Here is a 24,037-nt window from a genome sequence, read left to right as displayed (position 1 = left end):
GCCCGGACCCGGCGTTGTTCGGCCCCCGCATTCCAGTGGATCTTCCAGCGGATGGTCAGCGTCGCCGGTGACCGTGGCCTGGCAAGGACCTCTGGAGAAAGGCCATAACGAATGCTGACCCGCCTCGGCCGGCTGGCGGTGCGGCGCAGTCGCGCCGTTCTGCTCGGCGCGCTCCTCGTTTTCCTCGGTCTCGGCGCGTACGGCGCGGGCGCCCAGAATGACCTGGACCTCTCGCGCTGGAGTGCGCCCGGTACGGAATCGGTCCGCGCGGGCGACGTCCTGCGCGAGGAGTTCGGCACCGGCAACCCCAATCTCGCGCTGCTCGTCACGGCACGCGACGGCGACGTCGACAGCCCCGGCACAGCCCGTGCGGCCCGCGCCCTGGCCGCCGAGGTCGAGGATCTGCCGCTGGTCACCGACGTCACCTCGTACTGGGATGCCGGCAGCTCCGCCCTGCGCAACGTCGACGGCACGCGGGCCCTCGTACTCGCGCGCCTCGAAGGCAGCGCGACCGAGACCCGGCAGGAACTCGCCACTCTCTCGCCCCGGTTGACCCGCGTCACACCCGAACTGACCGTGCGAGTAGGGGGACAGGAGGAGATCTCCCGGCAGGTCGGCGAGCAGGCCCGAGCCGACTTCCTGCGCGCGGAGGCGCTGGCGATCCCGGCCGTCGTGCTCCTGCTGATCCTCGTCTACCGGCGTACGGTTGCCGCCCTTCTGACCGTCGCCGTGGGCTTGTTGTCGGTGTTCGGCACGCTTGCCGGGCTGCGGCTGCTCGCGCAGTTCACCGAGGTGTCGACGTTCGCGGCGAACCTCGCGCTCGTGCTGGGCCTCGGACTCGGCGTCGACTACAGCCTGTTCGTGATCAACCGCTATCGCGAGGAACGCGCGGCCGGGCACGCGCAGCAGGCCGCAGTCGTCCGGGCGACCGCCACCGCCGGACGCACGGTCGTCTTCAGTGGAGTCACGGTGGCGGTGTCGCTGTGTGCGCTGCTGGTGTTCCCGTTCTTCTTCCTGAGCTCGTTCGCGTACGCGGGCGTCCTCGTCGTCCTCACGGCGGTCGCCGGAGCGGTGCTCTTCCTGCCCGCAGCCCTGGCCCGCTGGGGCCACCGGGTGGAACGCCCCGCCGCGCCCACCTCCGGCTTCTGGCACCGCACCGCGCTACGGGCCATGCGCCGCCCTCTCGTTACCGGCGCCGGAGTCCTCACCGTCCTTCTCCTCGCCGCGTCCCCCCTGCTGGGCCTGCGCTTCGGGCTCCCCGACGAACGGACCCTGCCCACCGGCACCTCCTCGCGCACCACGGCCGAGATCGTGCACGAGGAGTTCCCCGCCGAACCCACCGACACCGTGCAGGTCGTCCTCGACAAGCAGGCCGACACCCGCGCGTACGCCGCCGAGCTCTCCCGGATCCCGGGGATCTTCCAGGTCGACGCCCCAGAGGGCGCCTATCGCGACGGCGGGCGCACCGGCCCGGCGGGCCAGGACGGTCTGACGGCACCCGACGGCCGTGTACGCCTCGCGCTCATCCCCACTCAGGGGGCGCTGTACGGCGACGTACCCGCACTCGTCGAACGCGTCAGAGACACCCCGGCACCGGCCCGGGCACTCGTCGGCGGCTACCCCGGAGAGACCACCGACTTCCGCTCGACGCTCCTGAACCGGCTCCCCTTCGCGATCGGACTGGTCCTGGCGGCGACGTACCTGATCCTCTTCCTGATGACGGGCAGCGTGCTGTTGCCCCTCAAGGCGACGGTTCTGAACCTGCTCAGTCTGGGCGTGATGTTCGGCTGTCTGGTGTGGGTGTTCCAGGACGGGCATCTGTCCGGGGTCCTGGGCTTCACCCCGACCGGCTCGATCGAGCCGAGCGTTCCGGTGCTGATGTTCTGTGTGGCGTACGGACTGTCGATGGACTACGAGGTGTTCCTGCTCGCCCGTATCAAGGAGGAGCACGACAGGACCGGTGACACGGAGCGCGCGGTCGCCGAGGGCATCCGGCGCAGCGCACCGCTGATCACCGCCGCGGCCGGGATCCTCGCACTCTCCTTCCTGTCGTACGTCACCGGAGGCGTCGTCTTCCTCAAGGAGCTGGGCCTCGGCACCGCCCTGACGATCCTCGTGGACGCGACGCTCATCCGGGTGGTGCTGCTGCCCGTGACGATGCGGCTGGCGGGCCGCGCCAACTGGTGGGCACCGAAGCCGCTGCGGCGCCTGCACCGGCGTATCGGCATCACGGAAGAGCCGCGGGAGGTACTACGCGGGGAGTACGTGTGATCACCTCGCCCGGCTGACGCCCTGGGCGGCCCGGCGCGTCTAGCGTGAACGTCATGGAAGAGCAGCGCACTCCCAGGTCCCCGGCATGGGGCGGCCCACCCCCGTGGTGGCGGCACGGACCGCCGGGGTGGCACGGAGGGGACGAGCAGGAGCGCCGCGCCCGGTGGCCGTGGCGCTCCACGCTGGCGCTGACCGTTTTCGTCCTCGTCGGGTCCAATTTCGCGAGTCAGGCCCAGGAGGGCGAACGCGCCACTCTGGACCTCTTCGCACGGGCGCTGCTGCTCGTGGGGTGCGGTCTGCTGCTGTGGCGGCAGCGGTACCCGGTGTTCGTCGCCTTCGGCACCGCGGCGGCGGCCATGCTCTACCTGGGCGCCGGATACGCGTACGGGCCCGTCTTCTTCACCTTCGCCCTGGGCTGCTTCAGCGCGATCGTCGCCGGGCACCGCAGAGCCGCCTGGGCGGCCGTCGGGATGCTCTGGGCCGGGCATGTGCTGGTGGCGCACTGGCTGTACCGGTGGCTGCCGCCGTCGGGGGACAAGCCCGCCGCCTGGGGCCAGGAGATGGTCGTCGCCACCTGGATCGTGGCGATCGTGGCGCTGTCCGAGCTGGTCCGGGTTCGCCGCGAGCAGTGGGCCCGCGACCGCGTCGAGCGGGCGCAGGCCGCCAAACGGCGCGCCGACGAGGAGCGGCTGCGGATGGCGCGCGAGCTGCACGACGTTCTGGCACACAGCATCTCGGTGATCAACGTCCAGGCGGGCGTGGGTCTCGCGCTCCTGGACTCCGACCCGGAACAGGCGCGCTCGGCGCTCACCACGATCAAGGCGGCGAGCAAGGAGGCGCTCGGTGAGGTCCGGCAGGTGCTCGACACGCTGCGTGCGCCGGGGGAGGCGCCGCGCGCTCCGGCGCCCGGGCTCGACCGGCTCCCCGAACTCGTCGAACAGGCGGCGGGCGCGGGTCTGACGGTCGAGCTCCAGGGCGCGGCCCCGAAGCTGTCGCCGGGCACCGATCTGGCCGCCTTCCGCGTTGTCCAGGAGGCGCTCACCAACGTCGTACGGCATTCGGGATCGCGGCACGCGCGCGTGCTGGTCGAGAAGGCAGAGAGCGCGCTACGGCTGCGTATCGACGACGACGGGCCCGCGACCGGCGCGGACGCGGGCGGCAGCGGCAACGGACTGGCCGGAATGCGGGAGCGGGCCGCGGCCCTGGGTGGCACGATCGAGGCGGGCCCGCGTGCCGACGGAGGGTTCCGCGTCATGGCCGTACTGCCGCTGAAGGCCAAGGAGGAACGGTGATCCGCGTACTGCTCGCCGACGACCAGTTGCTGGTCAGGGCAGGCTTCAAGGCGCTGCTCGACGCGCAGCCGGACATCGAGGTGGCCGGCGAGGCCGCCGACGGCGAGGAGGCGCTGCGTCAGGTGCGTGAACTGCGCCCCGACGTCGTCCTGATGGACATCCGTATGCCCCGGCTCGACGGCCTCGCCGCGACCCGCCGTGTCACGGACGACGCCGACCTCGGGGACGTCAAGGTGGTCATGCTCACCACCTTCGAGCTGGACGAGTACGTCTTCGAGGCGATCCGCTCCGGCGCCTCCGGTTTCCTGGTCAAGGACACCGAGCCGGAGGAACTCCTGCGCGCGGTCAGGGCCGTCGTCGCGGGCGACGCGCTGCTCTCGCCGGGTGTGACCCGCCGGCTGATCGGCGAGTTCGCGGCGCGGTCGAAGGAGCCCGCGGCGGTCCAGTCCCTCGCTGAACTCACCGAGCGGGAACGGGAGGTGATGGCCCTGGTCGGCATCGGACTGTCCAACGACGAGATCGCGCGGCGCCTTGTCGTCAGTCCGCTCACGGCCAAGACCCACGTCAGCCGCACGATGGTCAAGCTGGGCGCCCGCGACCGGGCCCAACTGGTCGTGCTGGCCTACGAGTCGGGACTGGTGCGGCCGGGCTGGCTCGGCTGACTCCCGCCCTCGTGGCCGAAGCGGAGCAGCACGCTGACCACGCGCACGGCGAAGAGGACGGCGGCGAGGACGATTCCCGATCCGAGCAGCGCCTTGCCGACCGGGCCGGGGAGATCGAAGAGCAGCGCCGGACCGGCCACGGCCCCGAACACGACGGCCCCCGCGAACGCCGCGCTCAACAGCGCGTATCCGATCTCGACGGTGATCGCGTCACGCTCGGCCTGACTCCGCCGCCCCCTGGTGAACTCCATACGCCGAGTCAAACAGGCCTGGGACCGGCGGGCAAGAACGCCCGCCGGTCCCAGGCCAGTTGAGGCGTCCCCCCAGGACCTGTCCGGCCGATCATGCCGCAGACGCGGGGTCTGGCACGCACATCTGCCGCGTTGTCGTCGGTCGCCGACTCCCCCACTCTCGGCTTCGCTCGAGCGGGGGGACCCCCATCGCGTCGACTCCCTCCTCCGCCTTGCAGCTGCACGCACCAGACCCCGCTCACGGCGTTCATAAGGCGCCGCCGATTTCCCGCGACTTGACCGGCCGGACAGGCCCTAGTCGCGGACCGCCACGCGATCCGCGCCCGCCTCCTCGTGGATGGCTGGTTCCTGGACGGACTTGACGACCACGATCGACTCCCGCGGACGCCGGGTCCGCAGCCCCGGCAGGCTGATCAGCAGGCCCACGAAGGCGATCGCGGTCACCACCACCAGGCCGGGCCGGTAGCTGTCCAGGACGGCCTGCGGCGAGGAACCCCCGGAGGAGTTCGCGGCCACGACAGCCGTCACGATGGCCAGGAAGATCGCACCGCCCACCTGGACCGAGGTGTTGAGCAGCCCCGAGACCATGCCCTGCTCGTGGTCGTCGACGCCGTTGGTGGCCTGGATGTTGAGCGAGGGGAAGATCAGCGCGAAGGCCCCTCCGATCAGCGCCATCGACGGAAGGATCAGCGTCGCGTAATCCGGGTCGAGGCTGACACGCAGGAACAGCGCGTATCCGGTGATCATCAGCGCGAAGCCGACGACGATCAGCCGCTGAGTGCCGAACCGGTCGACGATCGCGCCCATCTTCGTCGCGGACAGCGCGACGATCGCACCCGCGGGCAGGAAGGCGAGCGCGGTGTGCAGTGCCGACCAGCCGAGCAGGGACTGCATGTAGAGCGTGACCAGGAACTGGAATCCGACGTACGAGCCGAAGAGCGTCATCGCCCCGAGCTGGGCGCGGAGTTGGGTGCCGGAGCGCAGCACGCCGAGCCGGATCAGCGGACCGGACGAGCGCTGTTCGATCCGCACGAAGACGGTCAGCAGGACGGCGACCGCGAGGAAGGACAGCAGCGTACGGGCCGAGGTCCAGCCGCTTTCCGGTGCCTGTACGACGGTGAAGACGAGCAGCAGCATCGAGGCGGTGCCGATGATCGCACCGGGTATGTCGTACCCGTTGTGGTCCTTCTCGCGCTCGCTGCGCGGGAGGAGCTTCAGACCGGCGAACAGGGCGATCACGGCTATGGGCGCCGGCAGCAGCATGGTGAGGCGCCAGCTTGCCTCGGTGAGCAGGCCGGACAGGACGAGGCCCATGGAGAAGCCGGTGGCGGCGCAGGTGGTGTAGATGGAGAGGGCGCGGTTGCGCAGCGGGCCCTCGGCGAAGGTAGTGGTGATGATCGACAGGCCCGCGGGCGCGGTGAACGCCGCGCTCAGGCCCTTGATGAAGCGGCTGGCGATGAGCAGCGGGCCCGAGTCGACGAGGCCGCCGAGCAGCGAGGCGAGCGCGAACACGCCCAGGGCTACGAGGAACACCTGGCGCCGGCCCAGGAGGTCGGCGGTGCGTCCGCCGAGGAGGAGCAGGCCTCCGTATCCCAGGATGTAGCCGCTGACGATCCATTGGAGCGTCGAGGTGGAGAGATCGAGTTCGGAGCCGATGGACGGCAGGGCGACGCCGACCATCGACACGTCCAGCGCGTCCAGGAACATCGCGGCGCAGAGCACCAGCAGGGTGCCCCACAGCCGAGGGGTCCAGCGTCCCTCGGTTGCGGAGGTGGTGAGCGGAGAGGTCATGCCGGAGACAATACATGCGCATGCATTCAATGCAAATGCATTTAATTCCGATGCAACAATGGGGATTCTTTGCTACGGTTTCGCGCATGGCGGCGAAGAAGGCCGAGCAGGTGCTCGTCAACCAGTGGCGCGACATCCTCGCGGTGCACGCGCGCACCCTTTGCGAGCTGGACCGCGAGTTGCACCGGCATGGCCTCGGTGCCAGTGACTTCGAGGTACTCGACGTGCTGGCCGGGAGCACCGCGTCGGACGGCGGCGGCTCCTACCGCGTGCAGGAGATCGCCGAGCGCGTCCATCTGAGCCAGAGTGCGCTGTCCCGGCTGATCGCCCGCCTGGAGCGGGACGGTCTGGTGACGCGCGGGATGTGTACGGAGGACCGGCGCGGGGTGCGCGTCTGCCTCACACCTAAGGGGCGTGACCTGCACGGTGAGGTGCTGCCGGTGCAGCGTGCGGTGCTGGCGCGGATGCTGGCGGGCGGAGACCAGCACGACTGACTGGGGTGATCCGTTCGGTCGTAAGTGCCGTTCGCCCGGCCTCAGTCGATGGCGACGTGTCGTGTCGCGAAGCCGATCAGTGCGGCCGCCGCCGCGAGGGCCGCCACGCTGGTGAGTGCCACGGGCAACGAGTACCAGTCGGCCATGAACCCGATCGCGGGCGGGCCGAGGAGCATGCCGCCGTAGCCGAGGGTGGACGCGGTCGCGACCCCGCTCGGTCCGGCGAGTGCACCGGCGCGTTCGATGGCCACGGGGAAGATGTTGGCGAGCCCGAGCCCGGTGACGGCGAAGCCGAGCAGAACCGCCCACACCGAAGGTGCGAGGGAGCCGATCAGCATGCCGAGCGCCGCCGTCGTACCGCCCGCCACCAGCGTCCGGGTCCGGCCCAGCCGCTCCAGCAGTGCTGTTCCGCTCAGTCGCCCGATGGTCATCGCGAGGGCGAAGCAGGAGAAGCCCGCGGCCGCGACGCCGGGGTGCGCGTCCAGGTCCTGCTCCAGGTGCAGCGCGCCCCAGTCCGCGAGAGCCCCCTCGCCGTACGCCGTGCACAGGGCGATCAGGCCGAAGACGACGACCAGCCCCCGGGTACGGCCGTCGAGGCGCCGTTCCGCACCCTCCTCGTGCCGCATGTGATCCGGCGGCGCCGGGGCCTCGTACCGCAGCAGCGCGCGCCCGGCGACGGCCGTCACGAGCAGGCCGATCACCGTGAGCCCGAGCAGGTGGCGGGTGGGCGACAGCTGTCCGGCGACCAGACCGCCGAGCCCCGCTCCGACCACGCCTCCCAGGCTGAACGCCGCGTGGAAGCTCGGCATCACCGGTCGCCGCAGCGCGGCCACGAGGTCGACGGCCGCGCTGTTCATGGCGACGTTGAGCCCGCCGTACCCCACGCCGAGCACGAACAACGCGGCGCCGAGAGCGGGGGCGGAGTGGGTGAGCGGGGGCAGGGCGATGCTGAGGGAGAGGAGGACGCCGCAGATGACGGTGATGGGGTGGCTGCCGTAGCGGCGGCAGAGCCGTCCGGTGATGATCATCGTGAGTACCGCGCCGACGGAGACTCCGAGGAGTGCCAGGCCCAGGGTGCTGGCGGAGGCGTGGGTCTGGTCCTTGATCGCGGGGATGCGGACGACCCAGCCGGCGAAGAGGAAGCCGTCGAGGGCGAAGAAGGCGGTGATGATCACCCGGAGCCGGGTGAGCGTGTTGTCGGGTGCGGTGTTGTCCGTCCCGGTTTTGTTTATTTGCGGCACAAAGTCAGGCTAGGTTGAAGCCGGGGGGAGGGCAAGGTGCTTGGGTGACGTCGGCGGCGTCGGCCTCTTCCTGCCCGCGGACGCGGTCGCCGACACCATCGGCAGGTAGCCCTCCGCCCCTTCGGGGCACGACAGGCGGACCCATGGGCCGCATTCTCCCCAAAAGAGACCCACGCATGCCGGGCGTCGGCGTCGGTGAGTGCCAGGTGTGGCTGACAAGCACCGGCTGCGGTTGCCGATCGCAGATGAAACACCGCTGGCGGGGCAGTCGTCCCGTGCCACTGTCCGCACCGCTGAGGGGGCCTTCGCGCTTCCGCGGGCTCGTGCGGGTTTTCCCGGGGCGCGAACGAACAGCGGTGGGGGGTGCGCGCGTCACACCCGCAGAGCGCTTGGTCGGCGAGCTGTTGTCCGTGCCTGGTCCTTGTCGTCGGCCATCACGCCGATGCCCGTGGCGCCGGCGGCTGTCGGGTGCCAGAACGCTCAACTACCAAGGGATATCGATTGATGGAGAATCACAGAGACGAAGGGGAGCAGGCGCCTAAGCGCAAGGTCCTCGACCTGACCGTTGTGCAGGTCGTGGCGAGCGCCCTCGCAACGGTGGTGGGTGCGGTGCTGGCCTCCCTGCTGGGAGTGACCGGGACGATCATCGGTGCCGCCGTGGTCAGTACCAGCGCGACCGCCGGTGCCGCGGTCTTCTCGCATGCCTTCCGACGGACGGGCGAGGAGATCCGTAATCGGGTGCCGCCCGTAGGAGTGCCGAGGACGCCGGGCGAGGAGCGTGCGGAACAACGTGCGGACGCCCGGGCGGCGTTCGGCTTACGCGCGGACGCCGCGGCTGCCGACGCGATGCCGGCGCCCCACGGGCCGGGTGGCTCGGGTGCCGAGCACGCTGTGACGACGACCGCGCCCTCCACAGGCGAGTCGGTCACCACCTATCGGGGCGGCTCCTCCCGGAAGTCCTTCGGCTGGAAGAAGTACGCGCTGGCAACGGGCCTGGTGTTCGTCCTGGCGATGGTCACGGTGACCGCGGTCGAGCTGATCGCGGGCAAGCCGGTATCTGCGGTGGTCAAGAACGAGCCGGGGAGGGGAACCTCGGTGGGAGGTGGCACGGACGGTGACTCCGCTCCCGCCGACAGTCCGACACCCACCCCGGGTGTGTCCAGCGGTAGGGCGCCGCAGACGGGCAGTTCCACCGCACCGGACGCGAGCCCGGAGCCGGACACCAGCTCCGGACCCAGCGCGATTCCAAGTCCCAGCGCCAGCCCGAGTGCTCCGGCATCGTCCGTGCCGTCCGGCGACGGTGCTGTGAGTAATTCCGACGCGACCGCCGACTGAGCGGCGACCAGCCGGTACGGGTCTCTCCGCTACCACCGGAGTCGATCCGTACTCCCGTAGGCCTACGCACCCGGCGGACGGCCGCGGAGCTCCTGGAGCGGACACTCCTACGGCCCCCCTGACGTCAGTCCGTGTAGAACAGGCGGGCAGGGGAGTCGACGAGGATCTGATGGCGGTCGGCCTCGTCGGGTGCCCAGTCGGCCAGCAGGTTCAGCAGCTCGCCGGTGTCCCGTTGGCCGTCGATCAGGTGCGGCCAGTCCGAGCCCCACACCAGGCGGTCGGGGCGGGCCGCGACGAGGGCCCGGCCGAGCGGTTCGACGGAGGACAGTGGCTTGTCCTTGGCGATGCGGTACGGCCCGGAGAGCTTGATGTAGCAGCTCCCTCCGTCGAGGACGCGCACCAGACGGTTGAAGTCCTCCTCCGTCAGCCCGTCCGACTCCTTCATGTATCCCATGTGGTCGATGACGAAGGTGTCTTCGAGGTCGCCGAGGAACGGCAGTAGATCCCGTACGACGGTCCCGGGTGTGTAGAACTGCAGATGCCAGCCGCGCGGCCGCGCACGGTCGGCCATCCTGCGGACGTAGGCGATGAGGTCGGCGATCGGCCAGTCGGCGCGGGCGAACAGGTCCAGGCGGATCGCCCGTACGCCCAACTGGTGGTAGAAGTCGAGTTCGGTGTCGGGGGTGTCCTCCTCGATGCGCACCACACCCCGGCAGCGGGAGCCGACCTTCTTGAGTACGTCGACGAGCAGGCTGTTGTCCGTGCCGTAGTAGGTGGGCTGCACGAGGACCATGCGTTCGATGCCGAGCCGCTCGGTCAGGCGCAGGTACTGCTGGAGGGTCCCGTCCGGGAACGAGTACAACCGGTCGCGTACGTGCGCATAGCCGGGCTCGAAGACATGGAAGTGCGTGTCGCAGCTGTCGGGGGGCACCTGGAACCGCGGCAGCGTATTGCTCTCGGCGGCCCGCATCGGCGACGGCTCGGGCAGTTCTGCGGTCATGGGTCGGTCCGTCCTTACTCTGAGCGGGTCTGCTGGGTGAGCGGGGCGAGTGCCTGCTGGGCGTGGGCCTGTGCGGCCTCGAAGAGCAGTGCCGTGTCGGTGCCGGTCATGCGCAGTGAGGAGACGCCGAGCGGGACGAGCGCGTCCAGGATCGTCCGGTCGCCGATACCGCCCAGGACCATGAGCTTTCCGTGTTTCTGGCAGGCGTCCGCCAGGGTCTTCACCGCGTCGCGGACCCGTGGATCGTCGTACTGACCCGGCACTCCCAGCTCCGCGGTGAAGTCGTTCGCGCCGAGGGCGAGCATGTCCACGCCGTCCAGCGCGGCGATCTCCTCCGCGTTCGCGACGCCGTCCGGTGTCTCCAGGAGGATCTGCACGATCGTGGCGTCGTCGAGCGCCTTGTTCAACTCCCTTGCGGGCGTGGGGCGCATGCCCAGCTGGGGGACCATGTTGGTCTGCGAGCGCTGTCCACGGGGGGCGAAGCGGCAGGCGCGGGCGACGTCACGCGCCTGCTCCACCGTCTCGATGCGCGGCGCGATGATCCCGTGGGCTCCGCCGTCCAGGAGGCGGCCGATCATCCCGTACTCGCGCTCGGGGACCCGGACCAGCGCCGTGAGCCCGAGACTGTCGGCGGACGCGCACAACTGGGCGGCGACATCGGTCGACATGGTGGAGTGTTCGAGGTCGACGAGGATGCTGTGGTGGCCGGTCGAGCGGGCGATGTGGACGACGTCAGTCGTGCGGCTGCCGCGGATGGCCAGCATGAGGGTGGGTTCGCCGGCGTGCAGGCGTTCCAGGAACCCGCCGGAGAAGGGGTGTTGGGGCATGGGGGAGTCGCTTTCTGCTCAGGCCGCCGCGGAGACGGAGCCGTAGGCCGGGTAGGGCTCGTCGTCGAGCCCGGGGACGGTGACGGTGAGGGGGTTGTTGCCGTGCTCGATGAGCTGCTGTGCGGCGTAGTCGGTGACGGCGCCGGACAGCAGTTGGCGGGGGTCTTCCATGACCAGGCGCAGCCGGGTGACGAGGGTGAACCAGTCCTTGGGCGAGCGGATACGGGGCTGTTCGGTGATGACCTCGTCGGCCCTGGTGACCGTCCGCTCGCCCAGCAGCCCGGGACGGTCGTCGCCGGGGGAGAACGCCGGATAGCCCTCGAACATGGCCGCGCCGAGCTCGACCGTCACCCTGGTGCCCGCCCACAACTGCCGAAGCACCGGCTCCAGCGCCGTGACCTCACTCAGGTCTCCGCCGACGGGCGTGGCGAACCCGGGTGCGTGCGGGGCGATGTAGAGGCGTTCCAGCGGCAGCGTGTGCCGCGAGGCGGCCAGTACGGTGCCGGCGACACCGTTCGTACGCCAGGTCACCCCGGCGGTGGGGCGCCCTATCTGCCCGACGACGACCACCATGGTGCGGGCCCAGTCGATGTCCTGGCCGTCGCACCAGGCGATGAGCCGGTGTGCGTTGTCCATCCCGACCAGGAAGAACGTGGCGACCATGATCCGGTTGAAGGACACCGCGAGGCCCGGGCCGTCCTCCAGGTACTCCTCGCGCAGCGTCCGGTGGTTGAGGCAGGACGACGGCTCGGCCAGCGCACGCACGAGATACCGCTCGGTGACGGCGCACGCGTAGTCGACCATCGTCGCGATGGCCTCCTCCCGGCCCCGGTGGGAGACGGCCGCGATCCGGTCGCGCCACAGGGCCGTGCTGTTGGCCGCACGCGAACGCCGTACCTGGTGCAACAGCTTCTCGGCATCGGCCCGCCACACCCCGCCGGGGTCGTGGCCGTAGAGCTCGACGAGCGAGGCCAGGGCCGTGCCCAGATGCGAGACGGCGGCCAGTTCCTTGAAGCCGCGGTTGCTCAACCGGTAGGCCAGGACGGTCGGCGGCCGGCCGTCGCCCGGGTACAGCGCCATGTCCGCCCCGGTCACCACGAGCAACGGATCGCGGGCGTGAGCCCGGGCCGCGGCTGCGCGCAGATGCGCACCGATGGAATCGGGGCCGGCCGTGTACGCCGTGAACAGGTCGATGAGTTCGGGGCTCTCGTGATCAGACATGTCGGTCTCTCTTTCGCAAGGCTTCGCAAGACAAGGGGCCGACGCGGCCAAGTGGGGCTTGGCCGGCCGTTGCGCGGGCCTCGGTCCGTCAAGCAGGGTTAGGTCGGCCGTCGGCTCGGGCTTCAGTCCGTGAAGCGGTAGACGCGGCTCTCGGCGGCGAAGCGCAACTCGGCCGTCAGCGCGTTGGTCTGCACGATCAGCGGGCCCGGGCTGCTGTCCAGCACGGCGAGGTCGGTGCCGCCCGTCGTGGGGAATTCGTCGACCACGTCCAGCCGGTCCCCGTCCCACCGGTAGATCTGCGACAGCAGCGCGGACGTGGGATCGGTCCGAGGGCCCTGGATGAAGTTGACCCGGATCACATAGAGCCCGCGGGCGGTGCGTAGGACGGCGAGCTCCCGCGCGCCCGCCCCGGCGAGCTTCTGGTGCTCCACGAACCGGTCCGCCGCGGCATCCCAGCGCAGCACCCGTGAACCGTCGTCGATACAGGCCACCACCAGGTACGTACCGCTGCCGCCGGGGTCGTCGAATGTGGCGAACGCCCGGCCGGCGGCTGTGGCGAGGTCCTGGTGGGGGACGAACTTCGCCCCGTCCCAGCGGTACAGGACGCTCGGCACGACATGGTCGGCGTGGGCGAGCATGGTGTGCCCTCCCACCGTGAACAGGTGCCAGTTGTACGCCCACTCGGAGGGGATGTCCTGGAAGTGCGTGAAGCGTGTGCCGTCCCAGGTGTAGATGACGGACGGCCGGTTCTGCTCGGCGTGTTGGGGGAGCGCGACTCCCTGGGCCAGCGCGAGGAAGTGCCGGCCGTCGATGGTGAAGTACCGCCACTGCTTCGCGGCGAAGGAGTCGAAGGTCTGGAAGGGCACGAACCGGGTGCCGTCCCATTCGAAGACCATGGACGGGACGGTGTAGTCGTAGGGCCCGGCTCCGGTGCGGATGCTCGCCACGGCCAGGAAGTCCCGGTCCCCGATGGTGAAGGACTCGGCGTCCTCCCCGCCGGGCGCCTCCAGGCTTCCCCACGGCTCGAACCGGTCCCCCTCCCGGCGCAGCAGCAACAGCTCGGTCTCGCTGTCGCCGCCGTTCATATGGGCGGGAGTTCCGGGGACGTCGTAGGCCAGTTGGGGGATCGCGAGCAGCTCGAGGCCGCCGACGTGGACCGGTTGTGCGGCGCGGGCTCCGGAGGTCGGAATCGTCTGGATCAGGCTCAGGTATGTGCTGGTCATGGCAGCCTTCCGGCGCTAGCAGGGCTACTTCTCATCGGGTTGGACGGGCTCCCGCGGCCCAAGTGGCGTACTCATCACGCCTCTTGCCTGGGAGCGGCTCCGAAGAACAGCTGGGCCATGTCCGGGTCGGCCAGCAGTGCGTCGGCGGCGCCGGTGTGCAGGACGCGGCCGCCTTCCATCACGACCGCGTGGTCGGCGAGGGTGAGGCCGAACCGTACGTTCTGTTCGACCATCAGGACGGTGACCCCTTCCTGGTTGAGCGTGGTGACGGAGTCGGCGAGCTGTTTGGCGGCCTTGGGATCGAGGCCGAGGGTCGGCTCGTCGAGGAGGACGACCCGGGGGCGCAGCATGAGGGCGCGCGCGAACTCGACGGTGCGGCGCTGACCGCCGGACAGGGAGGCGGCCTTGTCGTCGGCGCGCTCGGCGATGAGCGGGTAGAGCTCGGTGATCTCCTCGTACCGGCGTCGGTTGCGCTCGCGTTCCTTGCGGTTGACGTAGGCGCCGAGCATGACGTTCTCGCGCACGGTCAGGGACGGGAACAGCCCGTGGTGCTGGGGTACTTGGACGACTCCGCGGCGCAGGATCTCCGCGGGGGAGTGCCCGCCGATCTCCTCGTCGCCGAGCAGGACCTGACCTCCGCGGGGGCGCAACAGCCCGCTGCACGCTTTGAGCACGGTCGACTTTCCCGCTCCGTTGGGGCCGACGATGCAGGTGATGGCGGATTCGGCGGCGGTGAAGTCGACGCCGCGCAGAATGTCGCCGGCGCGTCCGTAGCCCGCCACCAGATTCCTGAAGGTGATCATGAGTTGGCTCCCGTGGTGGCCGGGGTGTTGCCCGGGCCCGGCGTGTGGTCGCCGAGGTAGGCGTCCAGGACGGCCGGGTCCTGTTCGATCTGTCCGGGCGGCCCGCTCGCGATGACGTGCCCCTGGGCCAGGACGTGGATGTGGTCGCACAGCGACAGCACCAGCGGCATGTTGTGCTCGACGATCACCACGGTCGTTCCGGCTTCGTTGAGCTTGCGGACGATGCCGCTGAGCCGGTCCACGAGTGCCGGGTTGATGCCGGCGGCCGGTTCGTCGAGCAGCAGTATCTCCGGCTCCAGCATCAGGGCCTGGGCGAGTTCGATGAGCTTCTGCTGCCCGTACGACAGGTCGCCCGCCCGGTGTTCGGCGTACGCCTCCATACCGACGAAGTCGAGCCACTCGCGGGCCCGCGCCGCCTCCTTGCCGCTGATCGCCGAGGCGGCAAGACCAGCGGTGGAGAACGTACGGCTGGGCACGGCGAGGTTCTCCACCGCGGTGAGCTGGGGGAAGACCCTGGTGGCCTGGAACGTACGGGCCAGTCCGGCGTGCGCCCGCTGCCAGCGCGGCAGCCGGTCGATGCGACGCTCGCCCAGGTGGATGCTGCCGCTGTCGGCCGGGAGGCTGCCGTCGAGGAGGTTGAACACCGTTGTCTTGCCCGACCCGTTGGGCCCGATCAGTCCGGTGATCGAACCGCGCTCGACGGTGAACGAGCAGTCGTCGACTGCGCGCACCCCACCGAACGCCTTGCTCAGGTCCGCCACTCGCAGCAGCGGACCCTGCGCCGTCGTGGGGGTGCGGTCACGGACCACGGCGGCCGGAGGCAAGGTGTTGGGAACCGCGGTCAGCCGGGTGCCGGCCACCGCCTGCGGGCCGGTGCGGCGCCGACGGGCCACCCAGGCGGCGCCCTCGGTGAGCAGGCCCTTGGGGAAGAACAGGACGATCGCCGCGAGCAGGGCACCGTAGATGATCAGGCGCCACGAACCGGCGTCCGGGCCGCTGAGGGTCTGGTTGGTGAGCTGGTTGAGCGACTCCAGCAGGAACGCGCCGAGGACCGGTCCCCACAGCGTGCCCACTCCGCCGAGGTGGGCGGCGAGCACGATCTGCATGGCGATGACGATGTCGAACATCGACGCCGGTTCGAGGAAGGCGATGTAGTAGGCGTAGATGCCACCGGCGACACCGATCGGGAAGGCGCTGGCCGCGAACGCGAACATCTTGTAGCGGTCGGTGCGCAGCCCGATGCCGTCCGCCTTCGACTCGTCGTCGCGGATCGCCATCAGTCCGATGCCGAACTTGGAGCGGCGGATCGCCCAGGAGCCCCACACGGTCAGCGTGAGCAGTGCCAACAGGTAGTAGTAGAAAGGCCAGTTGAGATACGCCCGGTCCCAGGTCGGCAGCGGCAGCGCGAGCCCGTGGTTGCCGTTGGTCAGCGATCCCCAGTTGGACACCAGCAGCGCCGTGAACTCCAGGAAGGCGAAGCTGATGATGACGAAGGCGATGCCTCGGGTGCGCCGGCCGACCAGACCCAGGACGAGCGCGGAGGCCGCCGCGACGACACCGCCCACCGGCGCGGCCAGCAGCGGGGAGATGCCGGTGTGGATGGACAGCAGGGCGGTGGTGTAGGCGCCGACCCCGAGGAAGGCGCTCTGCCCGAGCGAGATGTAGCCGGCGTAGCCCGAGATGATGTTCCAGCCGGAGGCCATGACGGCCAGCAGGAACGCCATGATCGCCATGTTCTGGAGATAGGCGTTGTCATTGACGAGCGGGAGGACGGCGAGGCCTGTGGCGGCGAGACCGATCCCGTACGCCCGCAGGCGGTTGATGGTCATGCGCGGCTCATGTCCTCTCGCAGCCGGGTGCCGAGCAGGCCCTGCGGGCGGACCACGAGCACCAGGATGATGGCCAGATACGGGACCGCGGCCGCCCAGTCGGGCGCCACGTACGTGGAGGTCAGGGACTCGGCGACGGCGATGACCAGGGCGCCGAGCACACTGCCGGGCAGGCTGCCCATGCCGCCGAGCACGATGATGGCGAGCGTCAGCCCGATCCAGTGGTCGGCCGAGCTCGGCATGAACGGGTACAGCAGACTCAGCAGCGTCCCGCCCGCGCCCGCCGCCGCCACGCCGAGCGCGTAGGCGGCGGCCCACACGGAGCGGACCTCGATGCCGATGAGCCGGGCGCCCTCCGAACTGGACGCGGTGGCCTGGATGGACCGGCCCAGCCAGGTGTGGCGCAACAGCAGATACAGGCCGGTGAGAACCACGGCGGCGACCAGGCAGGCGTACACCTGGGCCTGCGGAAACTTCAGTCCCAGGGCGGAGAAGGAGCGGTTGGCGTAGCCGGGAGTGACTGACTTCGGTTCGTTGCCCCAGATCAGGGCGATGACGCCCTTGGTGACGAGCGTGAGGCCGAAGGTCGTCACCAGCGCCATCGAGGCGTCGGTGGTCCGTGACCGCTCGATGAAGATGTAGTACGTGGCCCAGCCGACGACCAGCAGACACGGCGTCGTGATGAGCACCAGGAGCAGCGGGTCGATGCCGGTGGCGTTCCACAGCGAGTACGTGAGATAGGCGCTGAGGATGAGCATGCCGCCCTGGGCGAGGTTGACGACCTTCATCACGCCGAAGATGAGGTTCATGCCGGAGGCGACCAGCGCGTACACGCCGCCGACCAGCAGCCCGAGCACCAGAGCCTGGAAGAACGTACCCACTACGACCACCCGGGCTTGGGGTTGACCGCCTTGTCGACGGTCTTCTGGCTCGCCGGGGCGACGAACTCGAACTTCCCGTTCTGCCACTGGGCGAGCAGCATGTTGCCGTCCGGGACACCGCGCTCGTCCCACTTCAGCGGGCCCACGATGGTCTGCACGGTGTGCGAGTGGAGCCAGTCGGCCAGCTTGTCCTGGTCGAGACTGCCCACGCCCTTGACCGCGGCCTCCAGCACCTGGCCGGCCGTGTACGCGTTCGCGGCGTCGTCACCCGGCGCCGATCCGTAGGCCTTCGTGTACGCGGCCACGAACTCGGCGTTGCCCGTGTAGTCGGCCTTCGGGCTCCAGGCGGCCGAGGTGAAGATGCCCTCGGTGTTCGCCGTGCCGATCGCCTGGGGATAGGACGCGATGAGGCTCGGTGCGTTGGTCTGGAACATCATCTTGGGGCTGAACTGCTGCTTCTGTAGCGCCTTGACGAAACCCGCGCCGTCGTTGGCCGCGACAGCGCCGTGAATGATCAGGTCGGGCTCGGCCCGTGCCACGGCGCTGGCGATCGAGTCGAAGTTGACGGTGTCCGGCGCGTACTTCTCGCTGTAGACCGTCTTCACACCGAGCTTGGTGAGTTCCTTGCGGAACTCCTCCACGGTGACATCGGTGTTGGGGTCGTCCTGGGTGGGATAGGCGGCGGTCTTCGGCCGCTCGGCGGCCGGCAGCGACTTGACGTACTGCACGAACTGCTCCGGCAGGTCCAGCGAAGTGCTGGGCTGCGCGAAGAACAGGTAGTCGTAACCGCGGTTGAAGATCTCCTCGGCGCCGCCGGAGGGCTCGACGTAGAGCATCTTGTTGCGCTCGGCCACGGCGGAGGCGGGCAGGTTGAGCTTCGACGAGAAGGTGCCGAGCAGCAGGTCGGAGCGTTCCTGGCTGATGAGGCGGTTGTAGTTGGTGACGACGGTGTTCTGGTCGAAGCCGTCGTCGAGCACCTTCAGTTCGACGTCGCGGCCCAGCAGCCCGCCGTCGGCGTTGAGCTGGTCGAGCCACACCTTGTAGCCCTCGTACGCGGGCTTGGAGGCATCGGCGACGGGGCCCGACAGCGGCAGTGAGGCACCTATCTTGATCGCTCCGCTGCTCGAACCCGACCCCGATCCGCACGCGGAGGCGAGCAGCAGCACCGCCGCCGTCGCACTGAGCAGGGCTGAGTGTCGTCCGCTTCGGCCGATTCCTGGCATGACATTCACCTCAAGTTGGTGATCGTGATGGCGGTTCACATGGACAGCCCCGCGGACCGGTGCCGTGCCGGATGACACGGACCGGGACGGAAGGCGGCCACCGGAAGTGGTGACGGCTCGTCAAATGCCGCTCCGGAGGCGACCGTTGGCGCCTGTTCCTTACGCCTGTCCCGTGTGCGTGGAACGTCTCCCCAGGCGTGCAGGCGACGCCCGACCGTGGGTGGTGACGGCTGGGGCGCCCGCAGGCACCCTCGCCCTTGATGTGCAATGTATACATTGCACATCAAGGGTCGACAAGGGATCGGACAAGGGTTGCCGCAAAAAGCTCTACTCGCCGGTAAGTATGGGTTCCGGTTGTGTGAACGCGTGCCGTTCGCCGACCGCGGTGGCAAATCGGCGCGGTGCCATGAGGCAGGACAGGCGCGTACCGCTACTTCAGTGGTGACCTTCTCCGTACATCTCCGCCGCCTCTCGTGCGTGCTCGGCCGCGGCGGCCTCCGCCCTCGCCGGGTCGCCGTCGACGATGGCACTGACGATCGCGTCGTGCTGGCGGGGTGTCAGGTCCTTGCGCCGGTTGATGTTACTGAGGCTCACGATGGCGAACCTGGCCCAGATGCGGTCGAGCGTGTCCTCCAGCAGAGGATTGCCCGAGAGGTGGGCCAGCATCATGTGGAAGTCGAGATTCGCGCGCCAGGCCCCTGCCGGGTCGCCGGCCTCGGCCTGCTCCTCCACCCGGCGCGAGGCCTCCTTGAGCCCGCTGAGCTGCGCGGGGGACAACTGGCCGTCACGCTGTGCGGTGGCGGCGAGCTTGGCGGCCAGCGCGTCCAGCGCGCCCTGCAGTTGCGTCGCGTGCAGCATCTCCTGCGCGGAGAGTGAACTGACCACCACACCCCGGCCCGTCGAGGTCACCAGGCCGTCGCTCTGGAGTCGGCGCAGCGCCTCGCGGACCGGCGTCCTGCTCATGCCGAGATCCTCGCAGATACCCAGCTCCGTCAGCCGGTCGCCGGGCGTGTAGTGCCCGTCGATCAGCCGCTCGCGCAGCCGCCGGTAGGCGAGTTCGGCTTGGTTGTGCAGCCCTGGACGTTCTTCGGGACGGGCACCGGAAGAGAGCATGTACAACGTATACATTGCATTCAGTCATGGAGGCAATGCCATGCGGAGCACGCTCCCGACCGGATGGTACGCCCGCCCCGGGTCACTCCGCGGCGCTGTGGATCCGGCCGGTGACTTCGCCCAGGCCGATACGGCCCCCCGTGATGCCGGGCGCGGTGCCGCTGATGGTGACCTCGTCGCCGTCCTCCAGGAAGGTGCGGGCCGAACCGTCGGGCAGGGCGAGGGGGCGGGCGCCACCCTCGGTGAGCTCGATGAGGGAACCGCGTTCGTCGGCACGGGGGCCGCTGACGGTGCCCGACGCGTAGAGGTCACCGGTGCGGGTGGAGGCCCCGTTGACCGTCATATGAGCCAGCATCTGTGCGCCGGTCCAGTACATCGAGGCGAACGGGGGCGTGGAGATGAGGCAGCCGTTGAGGCGGACCGCCAGTTCCAGGTCGAGTCCCTGCTTGCCGGTGTCGGCGAGATACGGCAGCGGTTCGGGATCGCGAGGGGGCGGCGTGGCCCAGGCGGCGTCCAGGGCGTCCAGCGGAACGATCCACGGGGAGACCGACGTGGCGAACGACTTGCCCAGGAACGGTCCGAGGGGAACGTACTCCCAGGCCTGGAGGTCGCGCGCCGACCAGTCGTTGACCAGACAGATCCCGAAGACGCGGTCGCGGAAGTCGGCCCCGGACACCGGTTCCCCCTGACGTGAGCCGGTGCCGATGACGAAACCGACCTCGGCCTCGATGTCCAGCCGCTGCGAGGGCCCGAAGACGGGCGAGGCGGCTTCGGGGCTCTTGCGCTGTCCATTGGGCCGGGTGACGGGCGTACCCGACACGACGACGGTGCCGGCCCGGCCGTGGTAGCCGATCGGCAGATGCTTCCAGTTGGGGGTGAGCGGGTCGCTGCCGGGACGGAAGAGACGCCCCAGATTCGTCGCGTGGTGCTCACTGGCGTAGAAGTCGACGTAGTCGGCGACCTCGAAGGGCAGGTCCAGTCGCACGTCCTGGAGCCGGTGCAGATGTGGCGTGACCGCCTGCCTGTACCGGCCGTCGGCCAGCAGTTCGGTCACCCGGGCCCGCACCTGCGTCCAGCGGTCGCGGCCCTGCGCCATGAACGCGTTCAGCGACGGCCGGGCGAAGATCCGGTCGTCGAGCACCGCCGCGAGATCCAGCACCTGGGCGCCCACACGGACCCCCACACGCGGGGCGCCGTCGCGCGGGGAGAACACTCCGTAGGGCAGATTGCTGATCCCGAAGAGGTCGTCGGTCGGCAGGTCCAGCCAGGTCATGGGGCGTCACTTCCGGTGTCCGAAGAGTGGTGGGCGGACCGGGTCGGTGACGGGATCCTTCGGTCGGCGCCCGTCACGGACTGCTCCCGGTCAGAAGTTGCCGCGCCTGGCCTGCTCGCGCTCGATCGCCTCGAACAGCGCCTGGAAGTTGCCCTTGCCGAAACCGAGCGAGCCGTGCCGCTCGATGAGTTCGAAGAACACGGTGGGACGGTCGCCGATCGGCTTGGTGAAGATCTGCAGCAGATAGCCGTCCTCGTCGCGGTCGACGAGGATGCCCCGCCGCTGCAACTCCTCGACCGGCACCCGCACTTCGCCGATCCGGGCGCGCAACTCGGAGTCCTCGTAGTACGAGTCGGGGGTCGCGAGGAACTCCACCCCCTCGGCACGCAGGGCGTCGACCGAGGCGATGATGTCGTTGGTGGCCAGCGCCAGATGCTGTGCCCCGGGACCCTGGTAGAACTCCAGGAACTCGTCGATCTGCGACTTCTTCTTCGCCACCGCCGGCTCGTTGAGCGGGAACTTCACGCGGTGGTTGCCGCTCGCCACCACCTTGCTCATCAGCGCCGAGTACTCGGTGGCGATGTCGTCCCCGATGAACTCGGCCATGTTCGTGAAGCCCATGACCCGGTTGTAGAAGTCCACCCAGTCGTCCATCCTGCCGAGTTCGACATTGCCCACCACGTGGTCGAGGGCCTGGAAGACCCGCCTCGGCGCACCGGGCCGCTTCACGTACGAGGACGAGCGGGCCACATACCCCGGCAGGTAGGGCCCGTTGTAGCGGGACCGGTCGATCAACGAGTGCCGAGTCGTCCCGTACGCGGCGAGCGCGGCCCGGCGTACGGTGCCGTGCTCGTCGGTGATGTCGTGCGGCTCCTCCAAGACCGTGGCCCCTTGGGCCCGCGCGTGCCGGACGCAGCGGTCGACGTCCGGTACTTCGAGCGCGATGTCGCTCACCCCGTCGCCGTGTTCGCGGTGGACGTCGGCGAGGGCGCTGCCCGGGGCCACGGCTCCCTTGAGGACGAAGCGGATGGCACCGCTGCGCAGCACGTACGCCTGGTGGTCACGGTTGCCGGTCTCGGGGCCGGAGTAGGCGATCAGCTCCATGCCGAACGCCGACTGGTAGAAGTGGGCGGCCTGCGTGGCGTTGCCCACCACCCACTCCACCGCGTCCCAGCCCGTCACGGGGAACGGGTCGCTGTTCTCGTCGTACTCGACCAGGCCGACCAGCTGCTGAAGCTGCGTCAGGTCCAGCTCGGCCAGGCGCTCCTGGCTGGTGAGAGTCTGCTCGATGCTCATGACGGAGCTCTCCTTCAGGCGAAGGCGGAAAGGCGGACCGTCCCGGGCCCACCGAAGTCGCAGCCCGCGATGACAGACAGCACAGCTCCTGAAGCCAGCCTGTGCAAGAGTTGCTCTGAGTGCTGAACAGAGTGCCCAATCTGCATAGCCGGAGCGGCTCCAGGCTGGACAGAATGTTCAGCGAGAAGCCGCTCCGGCACAGGGACCGGTTTCAACCGGCGCACCCGGGGCCCATGGCTTAGCGGGACCCCACCAGTACCTCCGCGGCGGCCACCCCGGAGGCGGCGGTGGCACCGTGGGTGAAGATCTGCCGCGCTCCCGGTACCGCGGCGCCCGGCAGGCCCATCTCCACGACGATCGCGTCGGGACGCACGGCGATCAGGTCCGCCAGGGCGCGGGCCATCCACTCGTGCCGGGAGGCGTCCCTGACGACGACCACCAACGGGCGACCCGTGGCCGATTCCAGCGCGCAGGCCTCCAGGGCGGCGCTTTGCGAGTGCAGATCCTGGTGCCGCACGCGGGCGATGGTCGTGCCGGGGAGCCGTTCGAGCAGCGGGGCGGCGACACCCCACGGGGTTTCCTTGCCGATGGCCAGGTTGGTGGTGGCGACGAACTCGACCACGTGTGGTGCGGCGGACAGGGGTAGGGCGTCCTGTACCGCTCCGGCCAGCCGGATGGCGCGGCGGGCGGCCGCGAAGCCGATGTCGTTGCTGATCGTGTCGACGGTGTCGGCCTGGGTCAGGCCCGCCGACCAGCCCGCGAACTCCTGGACGCGCCCGGCCGCCTCCTCGAGTCGGTCATGGCTGAGGTCGCCGCGGACCACGGCGTCGACGAGAGAACCGGCGAGAAGACCGACGGTGGCCTCCTCGGCGTTCTCGCCGCCGACGCAGATCGCGTCGGCACCGGCGACGACTGCTCGTACCGTGGCGCCGTCGATTCCGTAGCGGTCGGCGACGGCGCCCATCTCGATGGCGTCGGTGACGATCATGCCCTCGAATCCGAGCTCCCGGCGGAGCAGGCCGTCCAAGATGCGCGGGCTGAGAGTGGCGGGCAGGTCGGGATCGTACGCGGGGACCAGGAGGTGGCCGCTCATCACCGCGCGGACACCCGCGTCCAGGGCGGCCCGGAACGGAGGCAGGGCCTGGGTGGCTATCTCGTCGCGGGTGGCACCGTAGGTGGGCAGGCCGTGGTGGGAGTCGACGGCGACATCGCCGTGGCCGGGGAAGTGCTTGGCGCAGGCGGCAACTCCGGCCGACTGGAGCCCCCGGATCCACGCGGCGGTGTGCCGGGACACCACCGTCGGGTCGACGCCGAAGGATCTGACCCCGATGATCGGGTTGTCCGGGTTGGAGTTGACGTCCGCGCTGGGCGCGTAGTCGAGGCTCACTCCGGCGGCGCGCAGTTGGCGGCCGAGGCCGGCGGCGACGGACTCGGTCAGATCGGTGTCGTCGACGGTTCCGAGTGCGAAGTTGCCCGGCCGGGTGGAGCCGGTCGCGGACTCGATCCGGGTGACGTCGCCGGCCTCCTCGTCGATCGCGATGATCAACGCGGGGTTCTCCGCGCGTAGTTGCCCGGTCAGTTCGGCGATCTGCTCCAGCGAGACGATGTTGCGGGCGAAGAGGACGACGGACGCCAGTCCGTCACCGATCTCGCGCAGAACCCAGGCCGGTGCCTCGGTACCCACGAACCCCGGTTGCAGGACGGAGAGCGCCAGCCGCCGCAACTCCTTGCTGTGCTTGCTGGAGACCATCGAGTGCGTTCGCCTTTCGGGAAGAGTCCGCGCATCCGTGCCGCCGATGCTCGCATCGACATGACGACATGGACTTGGTACAGACCAACGAGCTTTGGCCCAAGGCTAACCATTCGTGTCAAGGGCCGGCCTGGGTCGGCGCAGGGCATGACTCTGGGGCTGTTGTCCGAGGTGACCGCCTTCCTGTGTACGAGGTGACCACCTTCCGCCCGCTTTCAACCGGCCGTCCATGTAGGCCTTTTGAGTGCGACATGCACTCAA

The 24,037-nt window shown here is 69.8% G+C and carries 20 protein-coding genes; 5 read left to right on the top strand and 15 right to left on the bottom strand.

Going from position 1 to position 24,037, the window contains the following annotated elements; genetic code table 11:
• Positions 1 to 111: 111 nt before the first annotated feature.
• Genes ACIPC1_RS20255 through ACIPC1_RS20245 form a run of 3 tightly spaced genes read left to right on the top strand, consistent with a single transcriptional unit; the run spans position 112 to position 4,225 of the window.
• A complete protein-coding gene (locus tag ACIPC1_RS20255) occupies positions 112 to 2,271 on the top strand; it encodes an MMPL family transporter (RefSeq protein ID WP_402518755.1) in 2,160 nt (719 codons plus the stop codon).
• A 53-nt stretch (positions 2,272 to 2,324) separates the two neighbouring features.
• A complete protein-coding gene (locus tag ACIPC1_RS20250) occupies positions 2,325 to 3,563 on the top strand; it encodes a sensor histidine kinase (protein WP_402518753.1) in 1,239 nt (412 codons plus the stop codon).
• Positions 3,560 to 4,225: a response regulator gene (locus tag ACIPC1_RS20245; protein WP_402518751.1), complete on the top strand. Its 666-nt coding sequence runs from the start codon at positions 3,560 to 3,562 to the stop codon at positions 4,223 to 4,225. Before ACIPC1_RS20250 ends, ACIPC1_RS20245 begins: the two co-directional genes overlap by 4 nt.
• Here the strand turns inward: ACIPC1_RS20245 and ACIPC1_RS20240 are convergent.
• Together ACIPC1_RS20240 and ACIPC1_RS20235 are read right to left on the bottom strand one after the other, a co-directional pair.
• Positions 4,186 to 4,476, bottom strand: coding sequence for a DUF6332 family protein (locus tag ACIPC1_RS20240; protein ID WP_384382374.1), 291 nt, complete (start codon positions 4,474 to 4,476; stop codon positions 4,186 to 4,188). The genes ACIPC1_RS20245 and ACIPC1_RS20240 overlap by 40 nt on opposite strands.
• A gap of 294 nt (positions 4,477 to 4,770) precedes the next feature.
• Positions 4,771 to 6,267 carry an MFS transporter gene (locus tag ACIPC1_RS20235; protein WP_402518750.1) on the bottom strand — a complete coding sequence of 499 codons (1,497 nt, stop codon included), beginning with the start codon at positions 6,265 to 6,267 and terminating at the stop codon, positions 4,771 to 4,773.
• Between the two features lie 86 nt (positions 6,268 to 6,353).
• Between ACIPC1_RS20235 and ACIPC1_RS20230 the strand changes: the two genes are divergently transcribed.
• A complete protein-coding gene (locus tag ACIPC1_RS20230) occupies positions 6,354 to 6,761 on the top strand; it encodes a MarR family winged helix-turn-helix transcriptional regulator (protein ID WP_402518748.1) in 408 nt (135 codons plus the stop codon).
• Positions 6,762 to 6,802: 41 nt separating this feature from the next.
• On the opposite strand, the gene ACIPC1_RS20225 is transcribed toward ACIPC1_RS20230, so the two are convergent.
• Complete coding sequence (locus tag ACIPC1_RS20225) at positions 6,803 to 8,002, bottom strand: MFS transporter (protein WP_402518746.1); 1,200 nt, start codon at positions 8,000 to 8,002, stop codon at positions 6,803 to 6,805.
• A gap of 504 nt (positions 8,003 to 8,506) precedes the next feature.
• Between ACIPC1_RS20225 and ACIPC1_RS20220 the strand changes: the two genes are divergently transcribed.
• Positions 8,507 to 9,337, top strand: coding sequence for a hypothetical protein (locus ACIPC1_RS20220; protein WP_402518745.1), 831 nt, complete (start codon positions 8,507 to 8,509; stop codon positions 9,335 to 9,337).
• Between the two features lie 124 nt (positions 9,338 to 9,461).
• Here the strand turns inward: ACIPC1_RS20220 and ACIPC1_RS20215 are convergent, their stop codons facing one another.
• From ACIPC1_RS20215 to ACIPC1_RS20160, 12 genes are all read right to left on the bottom strand, one after another.
• A complete protein-coding gene (locus ACIPC1_RS20215) occupies positions 9,462 to 10,337 on the bottom strand; it encodes an amidohydrolase family protein (RefSeq protein ID WP_402518743.1) in 876 nt (291 codons plus the stop codon).
• Between the two features lie 14 nt (positions 10,338 to 10,351).
• Positions 10,352 to 11,164 (bottom strand): HpcH/HpaI aldolase/citrate lyase family protein, encoded by an 813-nt coding sequence (locus ACIPC1_RS20210; RefSeq protein WP_402518742.1) that lies wholly within the window; start codon positions 11,162 to 11,164, stop codon positions 10,352 to 10,354.
• A gap of 18 nt (positions 11,165 to 11,182) precedes the next feature.
• A complete protein-coding gene (locus tag ACIPC1_RS20205) occupies positions 11,183 to 12,385 on the bottom strand; it encodes a DUF5624 domain-containing protein (RefSeq protein WP_402518740.1) in 1,203 nt (400 codons plus the stop codon).
• A gap of 122 nt (positions 12,386 to 12,507) precedes the next feature.
• On the bottom strand, positions 12,508 to 13,608 hold the full coding sequence (locus ACIPC1_RS20200; protein ID WP_402518738.1) for a hypothetical protein: 1,101 nt from the start codon (positions 13,606 to 13,608) through the stop codon (positions 12,508 to 12,510).
• Between the two features lie 74 nt (positions 13,609 to 13,682).
• Complete coding sequence (locus ACIPC1_RS20195) at positions 13,683 to 14,411, bottom strand: ABC transporter ATP-binding protein (RefSeq protein ID WP_402518737.1); 729 nt, start codon at positions 14,409 to 14,411, stop codon at positions 13,683 to 13,685.
• Positions 14,408 to 16,240: an ATP-binding cassette domain-containing protein gene (locus ACIPC1_RS20190; RefSeq protein WP_402518735.1), complete on the bottom strand. Its 1,833-nt coding sequence runs from the start codon at positions 16,238 to 16,240 to the stop codon at positions 14,408 to 14,410. Before ACIPC1_RS20190 ends, ACIPC1_RS20195 begins: the two co-directional genes overlap by 4 nt.
• Positions 16,237 to 17,121 (bottom strand): branched-chain amino acid ABC transporter permease, encoded by an 885-nt coding sequence (locus ACIPC1_RS20185; RefSeq protein WP_365430740.1) that lies wholly within the window; start codon positions 17,119 to 17,121, stop codon positions 16,237 to 16,239. The genes ACIPC1_RS20190 and ACIPC1_RS20185 overlap by 4 nt, the downstream gene beginning before the upstream one ends.
• Positions 17,121 to 18,344 (bottom strand): amino acid ABC transporter substrate-binding protein, encoded by a 1,224-nt coding sequence (locus ACIPC1_RS20180; RefSeq protein WP_402518733.1) that lies wholly within the window; start codon positions 18,342 to 18,344, stop codon positions 17,121 to 17,123. Before ACIPC1_RS20180 ends, ACIPC1_RS20185 begins: the two co-directional genes overlap by 1 nt.
• A 435-nt stretch (positions 18,345 to 18,779) precedes the next feature.
• On the bottom strand, positions 18,780 to 19,457 hold the full coding sequence (locus ACIPC1_RS20175) for a GntR family transcriptional regulator (RefSeq protein WP_402518732.1): 678 nt from the start codon (positions 19,455 to 19,457) through the stop codon (positions 18,780 to 18,782).
• Between the two features lie 82 nt (positions 19,458 to 19,539).
• Positions 19,540 to 20,730 carry a fumarylacetoacetase gene (fahA, locus tag ACIPC1_RS20170; protein WP_402518731.1) on the bottom strand — a complete coding sequence of 397 codons (1,191 nt, stop codon included), beginning with the start codon at positions 20,728 to 20,730 and terminating at the stop codon, positions 19,540 to 19,542.
• A gap of 90 nt (positions 20,731 to 20,820) precedes the next feature.
• A complete protein-coding gene (gene hppD / locus ACIPC1_RS20165) occupies positions 20,821 to 22,026 on the bottom strand; it encodes a 4-hydroxyphenylpyruvate dioxygenase (protein ID WP_402518729.1) in 1,206 nt (401 codons plus the stop codon).
• Between the two features lie 238 nt (positions 22,027 to 22,264).
• Positions 22,265 to 23,776: a glycoside hydrolase family 3 protein gene (locus tag ACIPC1_RS20160; protein ID WP_402518728.1), complete on the bottom strand. Its 1,512-nt coding sequence runs from the start codon at positions 23,774 to 23,776 to the stop codon at positions 22,265 to 22,267.
• Positions 23,777 to 24,037: the final 261 nt, after the last annotated feature.

The sequence above is a fragment of the Streptomyces sp. NPDC087263 genome (assembly GCF_044744645.1).
GTDB lineage: Bacteria > Actinomycetota > Actinomycetes > Streptomycetales > Streptomycetaceae > Streptomyces.
This window is presented reverse-complemented; position numbering and strand designations above follow the sequence as displayed.

Excerpts from the sequence above, each read along its gene's own strand:
- ACIPC1_RS20255 (WP_402518755.1), top strand. The coding sequence starts at position 112 with ATGCTGACCCGCCTCGGCCGGCTGGCGGTGCGGCGCAGTCGCGCCGTT.
- ACIPC1_RS20250 (WP_402518753.1), top strand. The coding sequence starts at position 2,325 with ATGGAAGAGCAGCGCACTCCCAGGTCCCCGGCATGGGGCGGCCCACCC.
- ACIPC1_RS20240 (WP_384382374.1), bottom strand. The coding sequence starts at position 4,476 with ATGGAGTTCACCAGGGGGCGGCGGAGTCAGGCCGAGCGTGACGCGATC.
- ACIPC1_RS20235 (WP_402518750.1), bottom strand. The coding sequence starts at position 6,267 with ATGACCTCTCCGCTCACCACCTCCGCAACCGAGGGACGCTGGACCCCT.
- ACIPC1_RS20230 (WP_402518748.1), top strand. The coding sequence starts at position 6,354 with ATGGCGGCGAAGAAGGCCGAGCAGGTGCTCGTCAACCAGTGGCGCGAC.
- ACIPC1_RS20220 (WP_402518745.1), top strand. The coding sequence starts at position 8,507 with ATGGAGAATCACAGAGACGAAGGGGAGCAGGCGCCTAAGCGCAAGGTC.
- ACIPC1_RS20215 (WP_402518743.1), bottom strand. The coding sequence starts at position 10,337 with ATGACCGCAGAACTGCCCGAGCCGTCGCCGATGCGGGCCGCCGAGAGC.
- ACIPC1_RS20210 (WP_402518742.1), bottom strand. The coding sequence starts at position 11,164 with ATGCCCCAACACCCCTTCTCCGGCGGGTTCCTGGAACGCCTGCACGCC.
- ACIPC1_RS20205 (WP_402518740.1), bottom strand. The coding sequence starts at position 12,385 with ATGTCTGATCACGAGAGCCCCGAACTCATCGACCTGTTCACGGCGTAC.
- ACIPC1_RS20200 (WP_402518738.1), bottom strand. The coding sequence starts at position 13,608 with ATGACCAGCACATACCTGAGCCTGATCCAGACGATTCCGACCTCCGGA.
- ACIPC1_RS20195 (WP_402518737.1), bottom strand. The coding sequence starts at position 14,411 with ATGATCACCTTCAGGAATCTGGTGGCGGGCTACGGACGCGCCGGCGAC.
- ACIPC1_RS20190 (WP_402518735.1), bottom strand. The coding sequence starts at position 16,240 with ATGACCATCAACCGCCTGCGGGCGTACGGGATCGGTCTCGCCGCCACA.
- ACIPC1_RS20180 (WP_402518733.1), bottom strand. The coding sequence starts at position 18,344 with ATGCCAGGAATCGGCCGAAGCGGACGACACTCAGCCCTGCTCAGTGCG.
- ACIPC1_RS20175 (WP_402518732.1), bottom strand. The coding sequence starts at position 19,457 with ATGCTCTCTTCCGGTGCCCGTCCCGAAGAACGTCCAGGGCTGCACAAC.
- fahA (WP_402518731.1), bottom strand. The coding sequence starts at position 20,730 with ATGACCTGGCTGGACCTGCCGACCGACGACCTCTTCGGGATCAGCAAT.
- hppD (WP_402518729.1), bottom strand. The coding sequence starts at position 22,026 with ATGAGCATCGAGCAGACTCTCACCAGCCAGGAGCGCCTGGCCGAGCTG.
- ACIPC1_RS20160 (WP_402518728.1), bottom strand. The coding sequence starts at position 23,776 with ATGGTCTCCAGCAAGCACAGCAAGGAGTTGCGGCGGCTGGCGCTCTCC.